The organism is Streptococcus oralis subsp. oralis, from assembly GCF_002096445.1.
GTDB classification, from domain to species: Bacteria; Bacillota; Bacilli; order Lactobacillales; family Streptococcaceae; genus Streptococcus; species Streptococcus oralis_N.
Genome location: NZ_NCUK01000013.1, coordinates 187544 through 212086 on the forward strand (window position 1 = coordinate 187544; position 24543 = coordinate 212086).

General features: G+C 45.0%; 19 protein-coding genes and 1 pseudogene. 18 read left to right on the top strand and 2 right to left on the bottom strand.

The genetic code is table 11. The annotated features are described in order from the left end of the window. Nucleotides 1-286 precede the first annotated feature (286 nt). The 13 genes and pseudogenes from B7721_RS04305 to B7721_RS10210 all read left to right on the top strand — a co-directional run. Entirely contained in the window at nt 287-4879 is a 4593-nt protein-coding gene (locus B7721_RS04305) for an accessory Sec-dependent serine-rich glycoprotein adhesin (protein WP_084877698.1), read from the top strand. A gap of 219 nt (nt 4880-5098) precedes the next feature. After that, nucleotides 5099-6325, top strand: coding sequence for a glycosyltransferase (locus tag B7721_RS04310; RefSeq protein ID WP_084877699.1), 1227 nt, complete (start codon nt 5099-5101; stop codon nt 6323-6325). A gap of 15 nt (nt 6326-6340) precedes the next feature. Further along, the gene (locus B7721_RS04315) at nt 6341-7570 is read left to right on the top strand and encodes a glycosyltransferase (RefSeq protein WP_084877701.1); all 1230 of its coding nucleotides are present in this window, start codon (nt 6341-6343) and stop codon (nt 7568-7570) included. Between the two features lie 88 nt (nt 7571-7658). Beyond that, nucleotides 7659-8876, top strand: coding sequence for an accessory Sec system protein translocase subunit SecY2 (gene secY2, locus B7721_RS04320; protein WP_084877703.1), 1218 nt, complete (start codon nt 7659-7661; stop codon nt 8874-8876). Between the two features lie 9 nt (nt 8877-8885). After that, entirely contained in the window at nt 8886-10466 is a 1581-nt protein-coding gene (gene asp1, locus B7721_RS04325; protein ID WP_084877704.1) for an accessory Sec system protein Asp1, read from the top strand. Continuing rightward, nucleotides 10450-11979, top strand: coding sequence for an accessory Sec system protein Asp2 (gene asp2, locus B7721_RS04330; RefSeq protein ID WP_084877706.1), 1530 nt, complete (start codon nt 10450-10452; stop codon nt 11977-11979). The genes asp1 and asp2 overlap by 17 nt, the downstream gene beginning before the upstream one ends. After that, nucleotides 11976-12416, top strand: a complete 441-nt coding sequence (gene asp3 / locus B7721_RS04335) for an accessory Sec system protein Asp3 (protein ID WP_084877707.1) — start codon at nt 11976-11978, stop codon at nt 12414-12416. Before asp2 ends, asp3 begins: the two co-directional genes overlap by 4 nt. Beyond that, nucleotides 12409-14781 (top strand): accessory Sec system translocase SecA2, encoded by a 2373-nt coding sequence (gene secA2, locus B7721_RS04340; protein WP_084877709.1) that lies wholly within the window; start codon nt 12409-12411, stop codon nt 14779-14781. Before asp3 ends, secA2 begins: the two co-directional genes overlap by 8 nt. Before the next feature lie 12 nt (nt 14782-14793). Beyond that, nucleotides 14794-16314, top strand: a complete 1521-nt coding sequence (gene gtfA, locus B7721_RS04345) for an accessory Sec system glycosyltransferase GtfA (RefSeq protein ID WP_084877711.1) — start codon at nt 14794-14796, stop codon at nt 16312-16314. Beyond that, nucleotides 16298-17644 carry an accessory Sec system glycosylation chaperone GtfB gene (gene gtfB, locus B7721_RS04350; protein ID WP_084877713.1) on the top strand — a complete coding sequence of 449 codons (1347 nt, stop codon included), beginning with the start codon at nt 16298-16300 and terminating at the stop codon, nt 17642-17644. Before gtfA ends, gtfB begins: the two co-directional genes overlap by 17 nt. Beyond that, complete coding sequence (gene asp4 / locus B7721_RS04355; RefSeq protein WP_033583412.1) at nt 17637-17816, top strand: accessory Sec system protein Asp4; 180 nt, start codon at nt 17637-17639, stop codon at nt 17814-17816. Before gtfB ends, asp4 begins: the two co-directional genes overlap by 8 nt. Before the next feature lie 2 nt (nt 17817-17818). Then, nucleotides 17819-18043, top strand: coding sequence for an accessory Sec system protein Asp5 (gene asp5, locus B7721_RS04360; protein ID WP_084877715.1), 225 nt, complete (start codon nt 17819-17821; stop codon nt 18041-18043). A 68-nt stretch (nt 18044-18111) separates the two neighbouring features. Beyond that, nucleotides 18112-18207, top strand: a pseudogene (locus tag B7721_RS10210) (TIGR01741 family protein); the annotation flags it as partial. Nucleotides 18208-18455: 248 nt separating this feature from the next. Here B7721_RS10210 and B7721_RS04365 read toward each other — a convergent pair. Together B7721_RS04365 and sstT are read right to left on the bottom strand one after the other, a co-directional pair. Next, a complete protein-coding gene (locus B7721_RS04365) occupies nt 18456-19409 on the bottom strand; it encodes an aromatic acid exporter family protein (RefSeq protein WP_084877717.1) in 954 nt (317 codons plus the stop codon). A gap of 49 nt (nt 19410-19458) precedes the next feature. Beyond that, on the bottom strand, nt 19459-20670 hold the full coding sequence (gene sstT / locus B7721_RS04370; protein WP_084877718.1) for a serine/threonine transporter SstT: 1212 nt from the start codon (nt 20668-20670) through the stop codon (nt 19459-19461). Nucleotides 20671-20819: 149 nt separating this feature from the next. On the opposite strand from sstT, the gene B7721_RS04375 reads away from it, so the two are divergent. The 5 genes from B7721_RS04375 (at nt 20820) to yhbY (ending at nt 24525) form a co-directional block, all read left to right on the top strand. Further along, nucleotides 20820-21380, top strand: a complete 561-nt coding sequence (locus tag B7721_RS04375; RefSeq protein WP_001150569.1) for a mechanosensitive ion channel family protein — start codon at nt 20820-20822, stop codon at nt 21378-21380. A 57-nt stretch (nt 21381-21437) separates the two neighbouring features. Further along, a complete protein-coding gene (locus B7721_RS04380) occupies nt 21438-22346 on the top strand; it encodes a magnesium transporter CorA family protein (protein WP_000899715.1) in 909 nt (302 codons plus the stop codon). A 17-nt stretch (nt 22347-22363) separates the two neighbouring features. Then, nucleotides 22364-22891 carry a YqeG family HAD IIIA-type phosphatase gene (locus tag B7721_RS04385; protein WP_000963732.1) on the top strand — a complete coding sequence of 176 codons (528 nt, stop codon included), beginning with the start codon at nt 22364-22366 and terminating at the stop codon, nt 22889-22891. 2 nt (nt 22892-22893) lie between these two features. After that, nucleotides 22894-24000 (top strand): ribosome biogenesis GTPase YqeH, encoded by a 1107-nt coding sequence (gene yqeH / locus B7721_RS04390; RefSeq protein ID WP_084877720.1) that lies wholly within the window; start codon nt 22894-22896, stop codon nt 23998-24000. Nucleotides 24001-24213: 213 nt separating this feature from the next. Next, nucleotides 24214-24525: a ribosome assembly RNA-binding protein YhbY gene (yhbY, locus tag B7721_RS04395; protein WP_000060169.1), complete on the top strand. Its 312-nt coding sequence runs from the start codon at nt 24214-24216 to the stop codon at nt 24523-24525. Nucleotides 24526-24543: the final 18 nt, after the last annotated feature.

Consider the following 24543-nt stretch of genomic DNA (forward strand, 5'->3'; position numbering starts at 1 on the left):
CTTTTTCTATATTTTGAATAAAAATCAATTCCCTGAGTGATTGGAATTATTTGCTCAATTTTTAAAGCATATAGAAATGGTTAAAAAATAAATAAAATATGTTAACAGAATAATAAAATGAAGATTATATTGAAAAAACAGAATAGATTTGAAATCAAGTTATTTTTGAAATCACTTTCTTTCTTTAGGATATATTATAGATATTGAATTGTCGGTATATTTGGTATATAATAAGGAGATAGTATTTTATAGGTGAATAGATCTTTTTCAAGTTGAGGGGATGAACATGTTTTTTAGACGCCAGAAGGGTGAATATAGAGAAACAGACCGTGTAACTCGGTTCAAATTAATCAAATCAGGGAAGCATTGGCTACGGGCCTCGACTTCCCTTTTTGGCTTATTTAAGGTGATGCGTGGAAGTGCGGATAAGAGCCAAGTAAAGACAGAAATGGTTGAAAAGCAAGAAGGTCAGAAGTTGACCGGCTTGGATGTCTTGAAAGGGATAGCGGCTACGGGGACGATCTTAGGTGGTTTTGCTGCGACGCAAACGCGTGTTTATGCCAATGATGCAGTCGCTGTTGAAAAGACTGTCGAATCAAAAGATACCCTGGCGACGAGAGATTCAGTAGTGCTAGGGACGACACAGGATCATCAAGATGCTGCTAGCTTGTCTTTGTCTACCAGTCAAAGCCAGTCATTGTCAGAATTAAATTCGCAGAGCGCCAGTCAATCTGCCTCTACGAGCCAGTCTATCAGTGCCTCAAACTCTTCTAGCGTGAGCCAGTCGATGAGCCGATCTGCTTCTACTAGTCAATCCTTGGCAAACAGTCAAAGTGTAACTGCTAGTTCAAGTGAATCCCTTGGAACACAGAATCAAGCGAATAGTGTTCTGTCAGAGAGAGCTTCGGTTGGTGTTCAAAGTCAGTCCCAAGCAAGTGAGTCGGCTCGGGAGACAGTGAAAAAATCACAGCATTCAAAAGAATTAAAAGCAGTTGATTTTTCTACAGAATCCTTGCCTCAAAGTCAGTCTGGTCGTGTAAAGAATGAAGATGTGACGGCTGAATCAGGTCTGACTATGACTTCCGTTGCCATGACGGAAAAACAAAATGAAGAAAAACGGAAGAAATTAGAGTCCTTATCAGCCGAGATTGGGCAATTTCTAGCTCAAGCGCAGGGGCTTCCGAACTCGGATGAGGCAATCACGAAGGCTAGTCTAGCGAAGAATGAGATAGTAGAAGCCTTGAAAGGTGAGGCTTCTGACCTTGCCACTATCCTACAAAAAGCTACAGAAGCTCGAAACAGTATTGCAAATGCTGTATTACGTGCCAACTCTGGACTTCGTGACAGCAGAAATGGACAAGCTTTGACCCAAGCTTCAAATACCGCTAGCTTCAGAGCTGCTAGGGATACTGAGAAGCCAGAACTTCAGAAAATAACCGTTACAGGTGGCGCAGTTCTAGAAGGGCAAAAATTTAAAATTTATCGAGAAGAAAATTTTTCTGGGACCATTGAGTTTACTGATAACAGTGGTCGAATTGAACATGCAAAATTTGTTCCTACTGCTGTTCCCGCGGCCTATCCGGCTACTTCAACCGTTGTCTCATTCACTACGAGTAATGGTCAGAGTATCAGCATGATTGTTCCGACAAATAAACTAGCCAAAGATGGAAATGCTACAGCATCAAATCCTTTCACCGTTTCAATCACGGGTTCTGTTGGAAAAAATCAAGCAGTAAATAGTTTGTGGACTCGTTATGTTTTCACCTATGATCAGGAAGGTAATTTTAGCGGAAATACTACTGACGTAGGTCTTGTAAAAGATTTAACAGCCAACCCTGCCGCAATTCAATTTGAAGTTCATGCTCAGTCTGAAAAGTACGAACCAGCTATCAATGCTGAGGTGAATCGAAACTTTACTCTAACTGCCAATTCAGGGACTGTTTCTGTTGGTGAAGCCAGTCAGTACATCACGAATGCTACAGGGACGCCAGAATTACCTACTACAGGAATTACTAAGGGAACTAGAACAACCTATACTTGGAAATCTGGAACCAATACGAATTTGTCTGCTGGTCGGCATACTTTGACGGCGGTGGTAACTTATCCAGATGGAAGTACGGATGAAATTGACATGAGCTTTACTGTGCGCCCTCAGACGCCAAGGATAGAGAATCAATATCTTAACGAAAAAGGTGGGCTCTCAAATCAAGCGATTACGGTAGATGGGGTTGCTCCAGGTGGGACAGTTACTTTAACAATTGCAGGTGAAACATTTACCAAACAGGCAACGGGGAGTTCTACCAGTGTAACCTTTACTGAAACTGACTTGAAGAAAGTATATGATCGCAATGGAGGACGACTTCCTAGTGGACCGGTGACTGCTAGTACGACAGTGGATGGTTTGGTTTCAGATGTGTTTAATGGACAAATTACGCCAAATCAAGCGTCAATTTCAGTAAGTAATAGCCAGTCCGCCTCAGTAAGTTCGAGTGAGTCTGCATCTGTAAGTTCGAGTCAATCCGCTTCAGCCAGCGCCAGTCAGTCTGCTTCAGCCAGCTCGAGTCAGTCCGCCTCAGTAAGCTCAAGCGAATCAGCCTCAGTAAGCTCTAGTCAGTCTGCGTCAGCGAGTGCCAGTCAATCAGCCTCAGTAAGCTCAAGCGAATCCGCCTCAGCGAGCTCGAGCCGATCCGCTTCAGTGAGTGCAAGTCAATCTGCATCAGTAAGTTCGAGTCAGTCCGCATCAGTGAGTGCCAGCCAATCAGCCTCAGTAAGCTCCAGCCAATCAGCCTCAGCGAGCTCGAGCCGATCCGCCTCAGTGAGTGCAAGTCAATCTGCATCAATAAGTTCGAGTCAGTCATCTTCGGCAAGTGCCAGCCAGTCCGCCTCAGCGAGCGCCAGCCAGTCTGCCTCTGTAAGCACCAGCGAATCCGCTTCAGTAAGCGCAAGTGAGTCAGCATCAGCGAGTGCCAGCCAGTCTGCGTCCGTAAGCTCAAGCCAATCTGCATCATTGAGTGCGAGTGAGTCAGCATCAGCGAGCGCAAGTGAATCGGCTTCCGTAAGCTCGAGTCAATCCGCATCTGCAAGTGCTAGTCAGTCAGCGTCTGTAAGCTCGAGCGAATCGGCTTCAGTAAGTTCGAGCCAATCTGCTTCAGCGAGCGCTAGCCAATCAGCCTCAGTAAGTTCAAGCGAATCTGCATCGGTAAGCTCTAGTCAATCAGCCTCAGTAAGTGCAAGTGAATCTGTATCAGCGAGCTCGAGTCAATCAGCGTCAGTGAGCTCTAGTCAATCCGCTTCATTGAGTGTGAGCCAATCTGCGTCGGCAAGTTCGAGCCAATCAGCTTCAGCGAGCGCAAGTCAATCAGCATCAGTAAGTGCAAGTCAATCAGCATCGGCAAGTGCAAGTCAATCAGCCTCAGTGAGCGCCAGTGAGTCAGCATCTGTAAGCTCGAGCGAATCGGCTTCAGTAAGTTCGAGCCAATCAGCTTCAGCGAGCGCTAGCCAATCAGCCTCAGTAAGTTCAAGCGAATCTGCATCGGTAAGCTCTAGTCAATCAGCCTCAGTAAGTGCAAGTGAATCTGTATCAGCGAGCTCGAGTCAATCAGCGTCGGTGAGCTCGAGTCAATCCGCTTCATTGAGTGCGAGCCAATCCGCTTCAGCGAGCGCAAGTCAATCAGCATCGGCAAGTGCAAGTCAATCAGCTTCAGCGAGCGCTAGCCAGTCTGCATCAGTTAGCTCGAGTCAATCCGCCTCAGCCAGTTCGAGCCAATCAGCATCGGTAAGTTCGAGTCAGTCCGCTTCATTGAGTGCCAGCCAATCAGCCTCAGCGAGCTCGAGCCAGTCTGCCTCAGTAAGCGCAAGTCAGTCTGCTTCAGCAAGTGCGAGTCGATCAGCATCGGTAAGCTCCAGCCAATCCGCTTCAGCGAGCTCGAGCCAGTCTGCCTCAGTAAGCTCAAGCCAGTCAGCATCTGCAAGCTCGAGTCAATCGGCTTCATTGAGTGCCAGCCAATCTGCCTCAGCAAGTGTCAGCCAATCAGTATCTGTAAGCTCGAGTCATTCCGCTTCAGTAAGCTCAAGCCAGTCAGCATCTGCAAGTGCAAGTGAATCCGCTTCAGTAAGTTCGAGCCAATCAGCGTCCGTAAGTGCTAGTCAATCAGCATCGGCAAGTGCCAGTCAATCCGCTTCAGCGAGCGCTAGTCAATCAGCATCTGCAAGTTCGAGTCAATCCGCTTCAGCGAGTGCGAGTCGATCAGCTTCATTGAGTGCCAGTCAATCCGCTTCAGTGAGTGCGAGCCAATCCGCTTCAGTAAGCTCGAGTCAATCTGCGTCGGCAAGCTCGAGTCAATCGGCTTCAGTGAGTGCGAGCCAATCAGCATCGGTAAGCGCAAGTGAGTCAGCCTCAGTAAGTTCGAGTCAATCCGCTTCAACAAGTACTTCAACTTCTGCAAGTATGCTAGCAGCCGAGTTAGCATTAGAAAGTGCCTCGATCTCAGCAAGTACATCAGTGAGCGAATCTACTTCAACGAGCGCATCACTCTCAGCTAGCATGTTAGCCAGTGAATCGATTCTAGAAAGTGCTTCGGTTTCAGCAAGTATGTCAGTGAGCGAGTCAACGTCGATTAGCACTAGTCTCTCGACTTCAGATTCTATTAGTAGTTCTGCATCAGCAAGTACTCTGGCATCTACTTTAACAAGCACCTCTCTCTCAATGGCAAACATTGCAAGCCAAGGTCAATCCGCTTCAAGCAAGCCGAAACAAGCCTTGCCAAATACAGGAGCGTCGACTTCGGTAGCGTCTGCTTTGTTGGGAGCATTGACAGCTGTGACAGGTATCGGTCTTCTTGCCAAGAAGAGTCAGAATGACGATCAAGAAAGTCATTGATAAGATATAAAAATCAATGAATAAATAGTGAAATGGAAAACCTTTGAAAACATGATTTTTCAAAGGTTTTTTCTATATGTGAGAAGGGGGAAATCCTCTTTTGAGTTTGAAATAAACTAGGGGAAAAGGTATAATAGGAAGGTGAGATAATCATCGAAAAAATCAGAACTATAGTAGTAGAAAAGTAGCCAAAAGAATGTGAAAAGAAAAGGGGACGAAATGAAAAAAGAGCTTCAAAAAGCCATTGTACTCGGTGGTGATAATGCTTATATGGACAAGATTGAGACAACAATCAAGTCAATCTGTGCCCATAACCGAGCAGTGACTTTTTATGTTTTCAATGATGATTTGCCATCAGAATGGTTTCAGCTCATGGAGAGACGCTTAGAACCTCTAGCCTCAAAAATCGTCAATGTCAAGATTAGTCATCAAGGTTTGAAAGAGTATAGTTTGCCACTAGCCCACCTAAGTTATGCAACTTTCTTTCGTTATTTTATTCCTCAGTTTGTTAGCGAAGATCTAGCCTTGTACCTGGATTCGGATATTATCGTTAGATCAAACCTAGATCAACTCTTTTTAGAAGATACGGCAGACTGGCCAGTAGCTGCTGTCGCAGATGCGCTAGTTCCTAGCACTTTTAATGCAGGTGTCTTGCTGATTAATGTGGCCCTCTGGCGTCAAGAAAAGGTGACGGAGCACTTGTTGAGCTTGACAGACCAACTGCATGACCAAGTTTTTGGTGATCAGGGCGTGTTAAATCACCTCTTTGAAGGTCGTTGGAAATCGCTGCCAGCTACCTATAATTTTATGGTTGGTATGGATACAGTGGCTCGAAATTACCAGATGGATTCTTGGTATAGGGACTCTCTTGCTACTGAGAAGACAGCCAAGATTATCCATTATACAGGGGACAAGCCTTGGTACCAAATCAACCTCAATCGTTTTAGGGAGGACTGGTGGTTTTACTACGGACTAGAGTGGCCTGATATCGTCATGAAAAAATGTGATTTCCATAAAGGATTGGCATCTTTAGTTCAAGCTCCCCAGTATGCGACCGCTATTTTTACCAATACATGTCACATAGAGAGAATCGAACACCTGATCCAAGAATTGCCCGATGTAGAGTTCTCTATCCTAGCTCATACCAATTTTGCGCCGGAAATCATGAACTTGCAATCGCATCTGAATGTACGCCTCTATCCTTACTTTAATCCCATGAATGTTAAAAAGGTTTTAGAAAAGATTGACTTTTACTTGGATATCAATCATGAGGATGAAATTGCAAACATTATCCAAGAAGTGCAGCAAAGAGAAATCCCTATATTTGCTTTTGAGACCACTAGTCATGACTCGAGTGGTTGCAGTCATGTCTACTCACCAGCAGCCGTAGATCAAATGATCCAGTCTATCCGTACGCTTTTAAAATCGAAGAAGCAGTCATTGTGAACTAAAGGAAATTAAATGAAAAAAACAATTGTTCTAGCAGGAGATTATGCCTATATCCGCCAGATTGAAACAGCGCTCAAGTCTCTCTGCTATCATAATAGCCATGTCAAGGTCTATATCTTTAATCAGGATATACCCCAGGAATGCTTCCGGGTTCTCAGACCGATAGTAGAGCAAATGGGCGGTGAGTTGGTGGATGTCAAGATGCTTGGTGCCCAGTTTCAGATGAACTGGAGTAACAAACTGCCCCATATCAATCACATGACCTTTGCCCGTTATTTTATCCCTGATTTTGTCGAAGAGGATAAGGTTCTTTACTTGGACAGTGATTTGGTTGTGACGGCTGATCTGACGGCTCTCTTTGAAATGGACTTGAGAGAAAACTACCTGGCTGCTGCGCCATCTTGTTTTGGAGTTGGGGTTGGCTTTAATGCAGGTGTACTCTTGATTAATAACAAGAAATGGCGGTCAGAAGCTGTAAGAAAAAAACTTGTTGAGTTGACGGAGCGGGAACACCAACATGTGAGTGAGGGAGACCAGTCCATCCTCAATATGCTCTTTCATGATAGCTACACTCATCTGGATCAGAACTATAATTTCCAGATTGGTTTTGACAGTGGTGCTGCCTCACATGGACATGAATTTATCTTCCAAATCCCTTTGGAGCCCCTGCCAGCCATCCTGCATTTCCTCTCTCAGGACAAACCTTGGAATACTCATTCGGTTGGGCGTTTGCGTGAGATTTGGTGGCACTATCATCTGATGGAGTGGTCTGCCATTACTGAAAAATGGCGTCAGGCTGGAATTGACTATCCAGTTACAGTCTATCAGCCAGCTATGTCTTGTGTTAATTTGACCAATTCTTGGCATCTTGAGAAAATCGACTATCTGGTTCAAGCCTTGCCAGAGGTGCATTTCTACATCGCAGCCTATACGACGATGGCACCGGAACTCATGCTCTTGTCACGTTTTGAAAATGTGACCCTCTACCCCAACACCTTCCCCCTCTTGGTCGAGAAACTGATCCAGCAGACAGATGTCTACCTCGATATTAACCACGATGACAAGTTGAGTGTTGTTTATGACTATGTTTCACGCTTTGAGAAACCGATTTTGAGTTTTGAGAATACCCAGTCGCAGGAACTGCCTGAAAGTGCCTATGCAGGTATCTTCTCAGCAGAAAGACCAGAAGAAATGGTGGCTGCTTTGAAGGCTTATCTGGACGAGAAAGCTCACGAAAACTGAGATGAGGATTTGAAGATACTAAGATAAAAATGCTGAGTTATCCCCCTCGGGTAGGATGATTGAAGGATAAAATGAAAAGGAGGAGCTAGTGAAAGAATTTCGTTCATCGATAGCAGTAAAAAAAGGGATGCGCACCCTGTTTTTGCTCTTTATTTATGTGCTCGGGAGCCGTCTGGCTCTTCCTTTTGTTGACCTCAATAGTCGGGATTTTCTCGGAGGAGGCGCAGCCTATCTGGACTTTTCAGTAGCCCTGACTGGTGGAAATCTTCGCAGCCTCTCTCTCTTTTCCATTGGGCTTTCACCTTGGATGTCAGCTATGATCCTGTGGCAGATGTTTTCCTTTTCAAAGAAACTAGGCTTAAACTCGGTTTCTTCGGAAGTCCAGGATAGACGGAAAATGTACTTGACGTTAGGGATTGCCTTGATTCAGGCCTTGGCCTTGACTACAAACCTTCCTGTCCAAGCTACCTACAATCCCTTCTTGGTCTTTCTCCTCAATACCAGCCTTTTGATTGCGGGGACCTTTTTCTTAGTTTGGCTGTCGGACATCAATGCGTCTATCGGAGTTGGAGGCCCAATCGTTATTTTATTGGCGAGTATGGTGGCTTCACTCCCTCAGGACATCATCCAATCGGTCCAAGTTCATAAGATCTCTCCTTGGTTGCTTTTCCTGTTGGTAGTGCTAGGTGTCCTCTTTACCTATCTAGTCGTTCTCTTTTACAGAGCTAGATACCGCATCCCTATCAATAAAATCGGGCTCCATTCTCGCTTTAAACGCTATTCTTATCTGGAAATCATGCTCAATCCTGCTGGTGGCATGCCTTATATGTATGTGATGAGTCTCATGGGCTTGCCTTCTTATCTCTTGCTCTTGCTTCACCATCTGGACAAGGGCAATCCGCTCTACCCTACCCTACTGGAGCAGTATGCGATGGGGAAACCCTTGTGGATATACGCTTATATCCTTATCCTCTTTGTCTTTAGCATTGCCTTTGCCTTTGTCAATGTGAGTGGTCAACAGATCGCAGATCGGATGAAGGAATCGGGAGATTACATCTACGGGGTCTATCCTGGTGAGGATACCAGTCGCTTTATCAATCGCTTGGTTCTGCGATTTGCTCTGATAGGTGCAGTCTTTAACGTTACCTTAGCTGGACTTCCGATCTTGTTTGTCTTGAAGGATGAGAGTTTGTTAAAAGTCAGCATGATCCCCGGACTCTTTTTAATTTTGAGTGGCATGCTCTTTACGATTCACGACGAACTGCAAGCGCTCAGACTAAATGAAAGGTATCGGCCATTATTCTAGGAGGTTTTGATGTATTACTTTATCCCAGCCTGGTATGGCAAGGAGCGTCCCTGGCATGCTGATTTGACACCTTGGTATTTTTCTCATTTTAAGCTAGAATTTGATGACACCTTCAATCAAATTCGCTTGATGCAACGCCAAGGGATCCCTGCACAGGTCCTCCTTTTGTCCTATCAGCCTCATTTGCGCTATTTTCTCCATCGCCAAGGTATTTTAGAAGCACAGGTTTATTCCTTATTTGATGAATTGCAGGATTTTCACGAGATTCGATCGCAGGTCTTGCAGCTCAGAGATATTGAGTGGGAAGAGGACTGCGAGTTTGTTTACAGTCCCTTTACCATTTTAGTTTTGAGAAATGGAAAGCCCTATGCTCAGGTGGAGCATGGGATTGAAGGCTTCATCAGTACGATTCAGTATTTCAAGGAAGATGGGCTCTTGTCTGCCAACTACCTGATGGATGATCGGGGGCTGGTTTCCAGTGTGATTTATTACGAAGAGGGTCAGGCTCTCTACCAAGACTACCTCAATCCCAAGGGACTGTGGCAGTTTAGAGAGCACTTGCAAGATGGGGGCCGTATCGAGGTCAATCCTATCTTTGCTTTTCGATTCCAAAAAGAGGCCTACCAGGATATGGGAGAATTGATTGCGGAGTTTTTTGAGAAGAAAATAGCTCAACTCCCTGAGGAAGGAGCGACCTATTTTCTGCCTGCTTGTGATCAGCACAATGCTTTCCTTTTAGATCGGTTGCCTCACCAAACCACCAAGGTTCTCAGCCTTTTTATCGGACGAAATCCTCAAGAGCAATTATCCCAGTTGGCAAGTCTGCTGGATAAGGTGGACCTTGTTCTGGTTGACAGAGAGGACACCTTGCACTTGGCTCAGCCTGTCTTTCCAAATCAAGCAACGAAATTTCGTCATTTATCACCTTTTGATACGCGCTTGGAGCTAGGAAAGAGCCAGACTCGGAAGGAGTCGCTCCTCTACTATCAACTGGACTTTGAGCAGGGAATAGAGGACCAGGCTCTCTATCAGGTCTTGCATTTCCTTTCTGAAAACAAGGATACGGAGCTGATCTTTGGAGCCTTTTCTGCTAGTCAAGAAGAAATGAAGCAGCTGGAAACACGAGTTGCTGAGATGGTCTCAGAGCAGTTTCAAAACCAGGAACTAGAGAAGGAAGTTGATTACCAAGGAGCTGAAAATCCGCTCGAGGACAATCGCCACCAGGCTATGCGTTATTCGTTTGTCAATATGAAGGATGAATCGGAGTTAATCAAGCAGCTGGAATTTGTTCGTTTGATTGTCGATTTGAACTGTCAGCCTCTTCTCTATACTCAGATAGCGGGGATTAGTGCCGGTATCCCTCAAATCAACAGGGTCAAAACAGAGTATGTCAGCCATCAGAAGAATGGCTATCTGTTGGAAAACATAGTTGATTTTGCTCAAGCGGCCCATTACTATCTCGATAGTCTGCAGGTGTGGAATGATGCTTTAATCCATTCCATTGAAAAGATAAAGGAACACACTGGGGAGCAATTCCTGATCAAGCTTGAAAAGTGGTTGGAGGAGGTGTCTCATGGAAAAGAAGTATAAGATCTTGCAAATCGGTCCAGAGGATTGGCGAGATACACTTGCCCTACCCGCCCAATTAGACTGGTATCATGTCCCTCCCAACACACCGTCTGCCATCCAGAAAATCATGGATGAGAATGTCCTAGATCACTTTCATGCTGTCATTCTCACGGATGGGGCTTACCTAGTAGATTTATTGCCTTTTGCATCTAGCTTGGAACCCTATACGGTTTTCTATCCAGAACAGTTTACAAGTCAGGATAAAAACATTCAGAACCTCATCAAACAGCACTGCATGCAAGCGATGGACCTGTCAGACCAACAGGGCTTTGTTCGAGACCTTTCCACCTCCCTCTTTGAAGGTGGTTATGGGGACAAGATGAGTCCAGCTACGATAAGGATTCACCCGAGATTCCAAGGATCTGTCTCCTATCAAGGGTTTGAGCATCTGAAATTAGAAGGAGACTTTGGGAAGACCTATACCCAGCTAGCCTCTTGGGCCTATAATCAGTCTGTCCAAGCCCATTCGCCAATCGAACTCTGGCTCGAATATGAAAAGAGTGGTCCAGTGGACTTGCGCCTGCGTTTGCGAAAAATCCCAGCAGAATCCGTTTCAGAGATTAGACAGGACATTCTCTTTGAGGAAGCAGACTTTGCCTCAGCAATCATAGTGGAGCAAGACTATGACGCTTATCTGAGCATTTCTCTTGAAGCGCGTGGCCAGGGAAAGGTCAACATCGGCAATCTCCACCAACGCTGGAGCCGGAAACAGTTTGGAAAGTTTGTTCTCGGAGGCAATATCCTGCATGACAAAAAACGTGAGGAAATCAACTATTTCTTTCATCCGGGAGATTTCAAGCCTCCTCTAGCAGTCTATTTCTCAGGTTACCGTCCGGCGGAAGGTTTTGAGGGTTACTGGATGATGAAGAATCTCCAATGCCCCTTTCTCCTCTTTTCGGATCCTCGATTAGAAGGAGGAGCCTTTTACCTAGGAACTGAGAAATTAGAAGCCAGCATACAAGCAACGATCCAACACTATCTAGCCTACCTAGGTTTGGATAGAAGTGACTTGATCCTATCTGGCCTGTCAATGGGAACCTTCCCAGCCCTCTATTATGGCTCTCACTTTGAGCCCAAAGGAATCGTAGTCGGAAAACCCTTGACCAATCTAGGAACCATCGCACAGAGGGGCCGACTAGAGGCGCCAGGAGTTTTCCCGACCAGTTTTGATGTATTGCACCTTCAGACAGGAGGAGTGAGCGAGAAAGACATGAAGGACTTGGATCAACGTTTTTGGACCCGATTTAAACAAGCTGATTTTTCCCAGACGACCTTTGGTCTTTCTTACATGAAAGACGAGGATATGGATAGTGGTGCCTATGACCAGCTAGTGGAGACCCTCTGCCAGACAGGTGCCAAGATCTTGTCGAAAGGGACAGCTGGTCGACACAATGATGACACAGGGACAAACGTTGCCTGGTTTATTCATTTTTATAAGATGATACTAGAAGAATACAGAAGAGGTGAGACATGATTATCATCAAGAGAAAGGATATTAGGTGGGGCGAGATGGGAGCCACTTATCTTTATGGTAGTCAGATCACCTATCATGCAGATGGTCATGTTACCATGAAAAATCCTTTGCTGGCTTCAGGTGAAACCCTTAAAACCTGGTTTTCCAGTGTCAATTACCAGGCTACTAGAAGCCAGCCCAGCCTCCCTCTTCTCAAGAAAAATCACACCTACCGTCTCTCTATGAAGATGCAGGTTCAACCGACTAATGGCCTCTATCTCAAACTGACTTTTTTAAACCGTTATGAAGAAATCATCGAGGAGAAGATTGAAAGGCAATTTTCCTTTAGCTTCACCTATCCTGAAGCGGCCTACACCTACCGCCTTTCCTTGATTAGTGCAGGTTTTGAGGCTCTTGACTTTGTTTCGTTTTCTATTGAGGAGGATGATAGTGTTTAATCGTTTGTATCAAGAAAGACAACTGAGAAAGGTCAAGAAATTTTTAAGCCAAATCAATGCCCTCAAAGAAGAGATGGCAGCTCTCAGTGATGAGGAAATGGCTACAAAGACAGAGGAGTTTCGCCAGCGCCTTGCTCAGGGAGCAACCTTAGATGAGCTATTGGTAGAAGCCTATGCCCTTGTTCGTGAGGCCGATAAACGGGTCTTGGGTCTCTTTCCCTATGATGTGCAGGTCATGGGAGCCATCGTGATCCATCAAGGAAATGTGGCAGAGATGAATACGGGTGAAGGCAAGACCTTGACTGCAACCATGCCCCTCTACCTCAATGCCCTAACGGGAAAAGGCAGCATGCTGGTCACGACCAATGACTATCTGGCTAGACGGGACGCAAGTGAAATGGGTCCAGTCTACCAATTTTTAGGTCTAACTGTAGGTCTGCCTTTTTCAGAGGATCCAAAAGAGGACTTGACTGCGGAAGAGAAAAGAAAAATCTACGCTTCGGACATCGTCTACACGACCAATAGTGTACTGGGCTTTGACTATCTCAATGACAATCTTGCCTCCACTCGTGAGGGGAAATTCCTGCCTCCCTTTAACTATGTTATCATCGATGAAATCGATGACATTCTACTCGATAGTGCCCAAACTCCCTTGATTATCGCAGGCTCTCCCCGTGTCCAGTCTAACTATTATGGGATGATTGATACCCTAGTGACGACCTTGGTTGAAGGAGAAGACTACATCTACAAGGAAGAAAAAGAGCAGGTTTGGTTGACCCGAAAGGGGGCTCAGACGGTTGAAGCTTTCTTAGGAATCGACCATCTCTACAAGGAAGAGTACGCCAGTTATGTTCGGCATCTGGTCTATGCTCTCAGAGCTCATACGCTCTTTACCAAGGACAATGACTACCTGATTCGAGGGCAAGAAATGGTCTTGTTAGACAAGGGAACAGGGCGTTTGATGGAAATGACCAAGCTTCAAGGCGGTCTCCATCAAGCCATCGAAGCCAAGGAACATGTGAAGCTCTCTCCTGAAACCAGAGCCATGGCTTCAATCACCTACCAGAGTCTCTTTAAGATGTTTCGCAAAATCTCAGGTATGACAGGAACGGGAAAGGTGGCAGAGAAAGAATTTTTCGAAACCTATAACATGTCTGTCATTCGCATCCCAACCAATCGCCCACTTAGGCGGATTGACCATCTGGACAATCTCTATGTGACCCTCCCTGAGAAAGTGTATGCTTCTTTGGAAGCAATCAAGACCTATCACTCTAAAGGCAATCCACTCCTTATCTTTGTCGGATCTGTTGAAATGTCCCAGCTATACTCGTCCTTGCTCTTGCGAGAGGGGATTTCCCACAATGTCCTTAATGCCAATCATGCGGCGCGTGAAGCCCAGATTATCGCAGAGTCTGGACAGATGGGGGCAGTGACCGTTGCGACTTCTATGGCAGGTCGAGGGACAGATATCAAACTCGGTCCAGGTGTTGCAGAATTGGGCGGTTTGATTGTGATCGGTACCGAGCGGATGGAGAACCGACGGATTGACCTACAAATCAGAGGTCGTTCTGGCCGCCAGGGCGATCCAGGCATGTCTCAATTCTTCGTGTCGCTTGAAGATGATGTGATCAAAAAATTCGGGCCGTCTTGGGTTCACGACCTGTATCAAGACTACCAAGTGGAAGATATTAGCAAACCTATCCTACTCAAGGCTCGCAAGTACCGCAATCTCGTCAGAAAAGCTCAAGAGGCTAGTGATAGTGCCAGTCGCTCAGCGCGCAGACAAACCTTAGAGTATGCGGAAAGCGTCAATATCCAGCGTCAGATGGTCTACCAAGAAAGAGATCGTTTGCTGGATGGGAGCCGTGATTTAGAGCATATCCTTGAGGACATACTGGTAGACTATACCAAACAAATCTCAGAAAAAGCCTATAGCAGCCCCCAAGAACTCTTTCACTTCATCGTGACCAATATTAGCTTTGGGATGAGAGAATTACCAGCTGATCTGGATTTAGCTGATGCAGATCAGATTCGGGAGTTACTAGAGAAAATAATAGCCAAGGAAATCGTAGCTAAAAAGGAAGTCCTCCAACCTCACCAGCTCTATGACTCTTTTCTGAGAATATCCATGCTCAAGGCTATTGATGACAACTGGGTTGAGCAAGTCGACTATCTCCAACAGCTCAGTCTAGCAATCGGGAGCCAGTCTGCTTCTCAAAAGAACCCTATCGTGGAGTACTATCAGGAGGCCTATGCTGGCTTTGAAACTATGAAGCAACAAATCCGTACAGATATGGTACGCAATCTTCTCATGGGGATTGTGGAAGTAACGCCCAAAGGTGAGATTCTCACCCATTTTCCATAAAAAGAGGATCATATGACAATTTACAATATAAATCTAGGGATCGGTTGGGCGAGCAGTGGTGTCGAGTATGCCCAGGCCTACCGAGCAGGGATTTTTAGAAGTTTAGACCTAGCATCTAAGTTTATCTTTACCGACTTGATTTTAGCAGATAATATCCAGCACTTAACGGCCAATATCGGCTTTGCGGATGATCAGGTAATCTGGCTTTACAATCATTTTACAGATATCAAGCTAGCACCGACCAGTGTTACAGTTGATGAGGTCTTGGCCTCTTTTGGTGGCCTAGAGAGTCATAGGGAGCAGGATGGCAAGGTCTTGCGCGTCTACTTTTCAGACGAGGACAAGTTTGTGACCTGCTACTTGGTAGACTCGGCTAAGAATCTAGTACAACATGCAGAATATGTATTTGGAGGGAACTTGATTCGCAAGGATTATTTCTCCTACACACGCTACTGTACAGAATATTTCGCGCCCAAAGACCAGATGGCTAGACTCTATCAACGAAGCTTTTTCAATGAAGATGGCAGCACTGCTTACGATATCTTGTTGACTGAGGGACAGGAAGAGGTCTATCGATTTAAGGACCGGATTCTGTATGGAAAGCCAGCCCTTATGCGCTATTTTATGCAAAGTTTGAACTTGAGCAAGTCTGATTTGGTCATTTTGGATAGGGAGACAGGGATTGGTCAGGCTGTTTTTGAAGAAGCACAAAAGGCCCATCTAGCAGTTGTCGTTCACGCAGAACACTATAGTGAAAATGCTAGCAACGAAGACTATCTCCTCTGGAATAACTACTATGAGTATCAATTTACAAATGCGGACAAGGTCGATTGCTTTATCGTATCCACGGATCGGCAGAAGGAAGTTCTCGAAGGTCAATTTGCCCAGTACAGTCAGCATCGTCCACGAATCGTCACGATTCCAGTTGGGAGCATTGATCAGCTGACGGAACCTGCTAGGGAACGCAAGCCCTTTTCTATCATTACCGCTTCGCGTTTGGCCAAGGAAAAACACATCGACTGGCTCGTCAAGGCGGTTATCCAAGCGCATCAAGTCCTTCCAGAGCTTACCCTTGACATTTATGGCAGTGGGGGTGAGGAGTCCCTTTTAAGGGAAATCATCACGGCTCACCAAGCGGAGAACTATATCCAGCTCAAAGGGCATGCAGATCTAGCTCAGATCTATCCCCAGTACGAGGTCTATCTGACAGCCTCAACCAGTGAAGGCTTTGGTCTGACCTTGATGGAGGCAGTTGGTTCAGGCTTGCCCCTGATTGGTTTTGATGTGCCTTATGGCAACCAGACCTTTATACAGGACGGTCAAAATGGCTACTTGATCCCAAGTTCGGATGACCATGTAGAAACGGCGATTAAAAGAGCCTTTGCAGAAAAGATCTGCCAGCTCTATCAGGAAAAACATTTGCCAGCTATGCGAACAGCATCTTATGAGCTAGCTAGAGGATTTTTAACAGACAAAGTAAGGGACAAGTGGAAGAAAACGATAGAGGAGGTCCTGCATGATTCAACTATTTGATCGATATGGCCAGGAAAGCCGCGATTTGCACGAAAGTTTAGAAGCTGCTGGTCTGTCCCATGCCACAGTTGTGATCGAACCAGATGGATTTCTCCCAGATGGGATTCTCTCTCCCTTTACCTACTATCTAGGTTACGAGTCGGGAAAAGCTCTTTATTTCAACCAAGTAGCCGTACCTGAATTTTGGGAGATTGCGGGCAATAACCAGTCGGCGCATATCCTAGAGGATTCTCGGGAGAGGGGCGTGATTCACTATGTGGATGCTCCTCAGGCCCGTTTGGTTAAGAAAGTCGACTGGATAGACCTATCCGGTCGCATCTACCAAGCAGACCACTATAACCGATACGGAGCCTGCTTTGCCAAGACCACTTATAGTGTGGATGGACAGGCTATCCTGACCAAGTATCAGGATGCAAAGGGACAAGAAATTGTCCTAGAAAACCATGTGACAGGCGATATCCTCCTAACCTTGCCCGGACAAGCCCTGCGCCATTTTAAAAATCGAGTGGAGTTCACGATCTTCTTTTTGCAAGACTTAGGAATCGACACTCGCCACCTTCTCTTTAATACTCTAGCTACCTCTTTCTTGGTCTCATATCATTATCCAGACAAGAGCGGACAGGATATCTTGGTTTGGCAAGAACCGCTAGATGATTGCCTTCCTGGAAATATGCAGCTACTCTTGGAGCAAGAGGAGCTGAGAGCCAAGCAGATCCTCATACCAGACAAGGCTACCTATGAACAGGCCTTGGCCTTGACTAACCCAGCCTATCATGACAAGTTTTTCTATCTAGGTTATCATTATCAATTTAAGAGAGAAAATTTCGTTCGACCAGATGCCTTGATCGTTACCAACTCAGATCAGATCGAACATATCGAAACCCTGATTGAGTCCTTGCCAATGGCGACCTTCCGAATCGCGGCAGTGACTGAAATGTCGTCCAAGTTGCTAACCTTGCTTTCCTATCCCAATGTCGTTCTCTATCAAAACGCTAGTCCACAAAAAATCCAAGAACTCTACCAGCTGTCAGATCTCTATCTGGATATCAATTATGGAAACGAGCTTTTGGATGCTGTCCGTCAAGCCTTCGAGCACAATATGCTTATCCTAGCCTTTGATCAGACAGCTCATAACAGATCTTACACAGCTCCAGAACACCTCTTTGATGTGCAGGCTGTTGGAGACATGATTGCGAAGATTCAAGAAGCTCTCAGCAGTCTTGACAAGATGGGCCGAGCCCTTGGACATCAAGGTCGTCATGCCAACTATGTGGACTTGGCTACTTACCAAGAGAGGATGGAAAGGATAATAGGGGAAGGACATGACTAAAAAAGATTTATTTTACAAGGATGTTGAAGGACGCATGGAAGAGTTAAAGCAAGGAGCGCTTAAGAAAGAAAAGCCTACCCGAGGAGAAAAGATCAGTAAAACTTTCTCCATTTTACTCGGCATGCTCATCCTTCTTACCCTGATCTTTACATTATTAGGAATCTTGAGGTGAAAATGATGGAAGTTTTGATGCTTATAGGAATAATCCTAGCCGTCGCCTTAATTGTTCTGGTTCTCATCCAACCTCGCCAAAGCCAACTCTTTTCCATGGATGCGACCAGCAATATCGGAAAACCAGACTACTGGCAGAATAACCGCTTGGTAAAAATGGTGACCCTCTTGATTAGCCTAGCCTTGTTTGTCTTGCTCCTCGTTTTTATGATGGTGACCTATCAGTAAGAACGCGGTACCATTCACAGATAGAGGATACTAGAGACGGGGAAAATACATCTAAACCAGAGGAACATATGGAAAAACAGATTAATGAGAAAATTATCGAAATCGTGCATCAAGCCAACGATATGATTCCAGTTGAGTGGGATGATTTGTATGCTTTATATCAAGCAGGCTACATCCCTTGCGGATATGCGGGTGGACAATATGAAGTCTTCTAGCTTGTTGGATTGTTATGAAAGTCAATCTAACTGTTGAAACAGTCTGTGAATTTTTAGGTATGGCTAGTCTTGATAGAGATTTAGGTTCTACAGAAGATATCCCTGTTTTGATGATTCTAAGGGGAATGGTCAAACAATTTTCCTCCAAATGCAAAACGCAAGAACCTCAGAGGAAGTCCTCTGAGGTTCTTTGCGTTCTAGTTTCCATATTTCTGGTAAAAATCGACCTTAACCTGGATAAAGGTTTCGGCTTCGCGTAGTAGTTGCAGGAGGGTGGCACGTGTTTCAAACTCCTCACGTGTTTTCGGGAGACTCCGATTGCGGAAGACTTGCAGATAGCGTTCGATGTCATCAAGTAGGTCATGAGCAGGATTGGTCTGGCTTAGCTGGGCAGCAATCTTAGAAAAGAGCTGGGCCAAGATCAAACTCTCACTTGCGGCCAGATGACAGGTATTGATCTGCTGGGCCATATTTCGCAGGATGCGACTTTGTCGCTGTCTCATCTCAAAGTAATGGATGTGGTAGTCCGTCTGGTGAAAGAGATGATCCGAGTGATCCAGGTAGACCAGTTTGAGAGCTTCATCGAGGAGCTTGTCTAATTGGTCAACGAGTTGGGCTTGATTGCGCCCGTCTCCTCTTGACAGATAGTATTTAAAGCGAAGCAAGATGTCTTTTAATTTTTCTTCGACCTGAAGGTGGTAGCTTTGGATGGCTTTCTCACGAGAGGGCATATAAAGGTTGACCAATAGGGCAAAGCTTGTCCCGATGAGAAAGAGGAGCACTTCATTAAGCAAGAGATCTGGGGAAGTAGACTCCTGTACCAAGAGATGACCGACCAAGACACTGCTAGGGGTGATGCCGATTTCCCAACCCATTTTATAAGCAAGAGGGACATAGAGAGCCAGATAGAGGCCCAAACTCCAGATGTGAAAACCTGTCAGCTGAAAGGCTAGAACACCGATAGCGAGCGCTAGGAGCATGGAAAAGAGGCGGTTACGTGCTAATTTCAGTGTGCTTCTGCGCGTGTCGGAGAGGCTTAAAAGGGCGATAATTCCAGCTGAAACTGCTGATGATAAATCTAAAAAATAAGCGAGTAAACAAGCGAGACAGGTCGCTAAGATCAGTTTGGTCGTACGTTGAGTGAGAGACATGAAAATTTCCTAAACTAATAGAGTCAAGTGTTTAACGAGGAGTCAGAGACTAGGGGCGAAGTTTTCGGTTTGTAGCATACTCGGCAACCGCTGTAAAGAGGACATCTGTTGAAGAGTTCAGGGCTGTTTCGCAGGAGTCTTGCACAACCCCAATCACAAAACCGACTCCGACAACTTGCATAGCCAAGTCGTTGGAAATCCCAAAGAGGCTACAAGCGACAGGAATGAGGAGAAGGGATCCCCCAGCGATTCCAGAGGCTCCGCAGGCAGAAATGGCAGCCACGACACTGAGCACAAATGCTGTCCCAAAGTCTACCGAGATTCCGAGTGTATTGACAGCAGCCAGGGTCAGGACATTTATGGTAACAGCAGCGCCAGCCATATTGATGGTCGAACCAAGCGGGATGGAGACAGAGTAGGTGTCAGGATTCAGTCCCAAGTCTTGGCAGAGTTTCATATTGACAGGGATATTAGCGGCAGAGCTACGAGTGAAAAAGGCTGTAATACCACTGACACGTAGGCATTTCAAAACAAGGGGATAGGGATTTTTCCTCATAAAGAGAAAGGCGATGATCGGGTTGATGATGAGAGCAACAAAGGCCATGGTAGCAATCAAAAGTCCTAGGAGGATGCCGTAGTTAGCCAGACTGGCAATGCCCTTGTCAGAGATGGTCTTGAAAACCAAGCCTAAAATCCCAAAGGGTGCTAGATTGATAATCCATTCCACAATTTTAGAGGTGACATCTGCCATGGTTCTCAGTAATTCTTTACTGTGTTTACTTGCCTCTCTCATAGCCAAGCCAAAGATGACTGCCCAAGAGAGAATCCCGATATAGTTGGCTTCAACAATGGCATTTAAGGGATTGTCCACCAGTTTGAGCAAGAGGTTGCTGAGGACTTGACCGATACCGTCAGGAGCAGCAACTTCTGTATTTGCACTGGTCAGGGTGATTTGCACAGGCAGTAAGAAACTAGCTAGAACGGCTACCAACGCAGCAGCAAAGGTTCCAAGCAAGTATAGGAAAATAACAGTCTTCATATTGGTGTTTTGTCCCTTTTGGTGTTGGGAAAGGGCATTGGCAACAAGGGCAAAAACCAAAATAGGAGCGATGGCTTTCAGTCCACCTACAAAGAGGTCTCCAAGCAGACCAATTCCTGTAAAGTTTGGAAAGAGCATCCCCAATGTTGCTCCCAAAATCATTCCAATAAGGATTCGTTTGATGAGGCTTGCCTTGGTCCAGGCTCTAATGATTCGTTTCATAGCAGTCTCCTTCAAATGTATTGTTTATAATTATAGTATAAATATGCTATAGAGGCAAGCGATATTTTGAAAATAGGAACAATAATTGAATAATTATGAAAGAAAAGAGAAGGACGATTTTATGGTATAATAGTAAAAAGGAGTTTTATATGCAAGATTTTTTTCAACGCTATTTTGATAAACTTGACTTAACAACTATTTTAGAGAATCTCTTGACCAAGGTGATTTCTCTTTTGATTTTGTTTTTGCTATTTTATATAGCTAAAAAGATGCTTCATGCGACTGTACGAAAGATTGTCAAGCCCTCACTTAAATTTTCCAATCGAGATGCAGGAAGACAAAAAACCATCTCTCGTTTGCTGGAGAATGTCTTTAACTACATTCTTTATTTCTTTTTGCTCTACTGTATCCTGTCTATTTTAGGACTGCCAGTTTCTAGCCTCCTTGCTGGTGCGGGGATTGCTGGGGTGGCCATTGGTATGGGGGCGCAAGGCTTTCTATCCGATGTCATCAATGGCTTCTTCATCCTTTTTGAACGCCAGCTTGATGTGGGTGATGAAGTAGTTCTCACAAATGGACCGATTACCGTTTCTGGAAAGGTCGTTAGCGTAGGGATCCGTACAACGCAACTGCGAGGTGATGATCAAGCCCTTCACTTTGTTCCCAATCGCAATATCACCGTCGTCAGCAATCTATCTCGTACTGAATAGGCCGGCTATTTTAGCAGATTTGTGGTACAATAGAAGGAGTTTGGTAAAGGAGAGAGTATGCTATTTGTAGAGAAAAAACTAGGTCACGATTGTACGTGGATAGACCTTGATGTGGACAAAATTAAAAACATGGAAGACCTTTCAGATGTCTATGGATTGGACAAGGAAACTATCGAGTATGCTCTGGATAGAAATGAGCGTGCCCACATGGACTATCACCGTGAAACGGGAACGGTAACCTTCATTTATAATGTTCTTGACTTAGAAAAAGACAAAGAATATTATGAAGCGATTCCGATGACCTTTATCGTTGAAAAACAACGGTTGATCACAATTAGTAATCACAAGAATAGTTATGTGATTAAACGTATGGCAACCTACCTTGAAAGCCATGAAGTTGTTTCAATCTACAAATTTCTTTTTGCCAGTTTAGAGATTATTAGCAATGCTTATTATCCAGTGATTGAAGAAATGGATAAAAGTAAGGATGAAATCAGTGCACTTCTTCGTCAAAAAACAACTAAAAAAAATCTCTTTGCCCTCTCTGACTTGGAAACTGGTATGGTTTACCTGACAGCAGCTGCCAAACAAAATCGTCTCCTCTTGGAACACATCCAAGGGCATGCTCTTTATCGCAATTTTAATGAGGTAGAAAGAGAGCAGTTTGACGATGCCATGATTGAAGCGCATCAGTTGGTTTCGATGACAGACTTGATTTCTCAAGTTTTGCAACAACTCTCAGCCTCTTACAACAACATCCTAAATAATAATCTAAATGATAATTTGACAACTTTGACAATTATCTCAGTCTTGCTAGCTATCCTTGCGGTTATTACAGGATTCTTCGGAATGAATGTTCCCTTACCGTTTGCAGATGAACCAAATGCTTGGATTTATATTTTGATAGCTAGTCTCATTTTATGGGTAGTCTTAGCCCAATATTTAAAGAATATTGCTAGAAATTAAAAAGAAAAGGAGCCAGAATGGCGATTGAAAATTATATGCCAGATTTTGCTGTGGAAGCAGTTTATGATCTGACAGTCCCAAGCCTGCAAGCGCATGGTATCAAGGCTGTTTTGGTCGATCTGGATAATACCCTCATTGCTTGGAACAACCCTGATGGGACGCCAGAGATGAAGCAATGGCTACATGACCTTCGGGACGCAGGTATTCGCATCATCGTGGTCTCAAATAACACCAAAAAACGGGTCCAACGAGCAGTTGAGAAATTTGGGATTGACTACGTTTATTGGGCCTTGAAGCCTTTCACTTTTGGGATTGACCGTGCCATGAAGGAATTCCACTATGAGAAAAATGAAGTGGTCATGGTCGGCGACCAACTCATGACGGATATACGAGCAGCCCACCGTGCAGGCATTCGCTCGATCTTAGTCAAACCCTTGGTCCAACACGACTCCATCAAAACGCAGATTAACCGGGCTCGCGAGCGCCGTGTCATGCGCAAAATCACTGAAAAGTACGGACCGATTACATATAAAAAAGGAATTTAACTATGGAAGAAATTCTCTGTATTGGTTGTGGAGCAACCATTCAGACGACAGACAAGACTGGTCTTGGATTTACTCCCCAGTCAGCACTTGAAAAAGGTTTGGAGACTGGCGAAGTTTATTGCCAACGCTGTTTCCGTCTTCGTCATTACAATGAAATCACAGATGTCCAGTTGACGGACGATGATTTCCTCAAGCTCTTGCACGAGGTGGGAGACAGTGATGCTTTGGTGGTCAATGTCATTGATATTTTTGATTTTAATGGTTCTGTCATCCCAGGCCTGCCACGCTTTGTATCGGGCAATGATGTCCTCTTGGTCGGAAATAAGAAAGATATCCTGCCCAAGTCAGTTAAACCGGGCAAGATTAGCCAATGGCTGATGGAGCGTGCCCACGAAGAAGGACTTCGCCCTGTGGATGTCGTCCTGACTTCAGCACAGAATAAGCATGCTATTAAGGAAGTCATTGACAAGATTGAACACTACCGTAAGGGCCGCGATGTCTACGTAGTTGGGGTAACCAACGTTGGAAAATCAACTCTCATCAATGCCATTATCCAAGAAATAACGGGTGACCAGAATGTCATCACGACTTCGCGCTTCCCAGGGACAACCTTGGACAAGATTGAGATCCCACTTGATGACGGTTCTTATATCTACGATACACCAGGGATTATCCACCGTCACCAGATGGCCCACTACTTGACGGCAAAAAACCTCAAGTATGTCAGCCCTAAAAAGGAAATCAAGCCCAAAACCTACCAGCTTAACCCTGAGCAAACCCTGTTTTTAGGTGGTCTTGGACGCTTTGACTTTATTGCAGGAGAAAAGCAAGGCTTTACTGCCTTCTTTGACAATGAACTCAAACTCCACCGTACCAAGCTTGAAGGCGCTAGTGCTTTCTACGACAAGCACCTCGGAACCCTTCTGACACCACCAAATAGCAAGGAAAAAGAAGATTTTCCAAAACTAGTCCAGCATGTCTTTACCATCAAGGACAAGACTGACCTAGTTATCTCAGGACTTGGCTGGATCCGCGTAACAGGCACCGCCAAAGTCGCTGTCTGGGCACCAGAAGGCGTCGCAGTCGTCACACGAAAAGCAATCATTTAAACACAGAAAGGAAAGGGTTATCTTTATAAAGGCGAGCAGGGCGAGCCCATAGAAGATACTTTTCTCCGTGGTGTCAGTTGATACAAGGAGTTGTATCAACTGCGGAAAATCTGAGACCTTAGGCTCAGATTTTAGTCATGAAAGTCCGAAGGACTTTGCTGACGTCCGTAACCACTTCAGAAAAGTATAAAAAGAAACTCTTTTAAAGAAATTATGTCATTAACATCAAAACAACGTGCCTTCCTCAACAGTCAGGCACACACCCTCAAACCTATCATCCAAATTGGGAAAAATGGTCTCAACGACCAAATCAAAACCAGCGTCCGTCAAGCTCTTGACGCCCGCGAATTGATCAAGGTTACTCTCTTACAAAACACAGATGAGAATATCCACGAAGTAGCTGAAATCTTGGAAGAAGAAATTGGTGTGGATACAGTCCAAAAAATCGGACGCATCTTGATCTTGTTTAAACAATCCAGCAAGAAAGAAAATCGCAAGATTTCCAAGAAAGTTAAAGAAATCTAAAATTGAAACTCCAAGAAA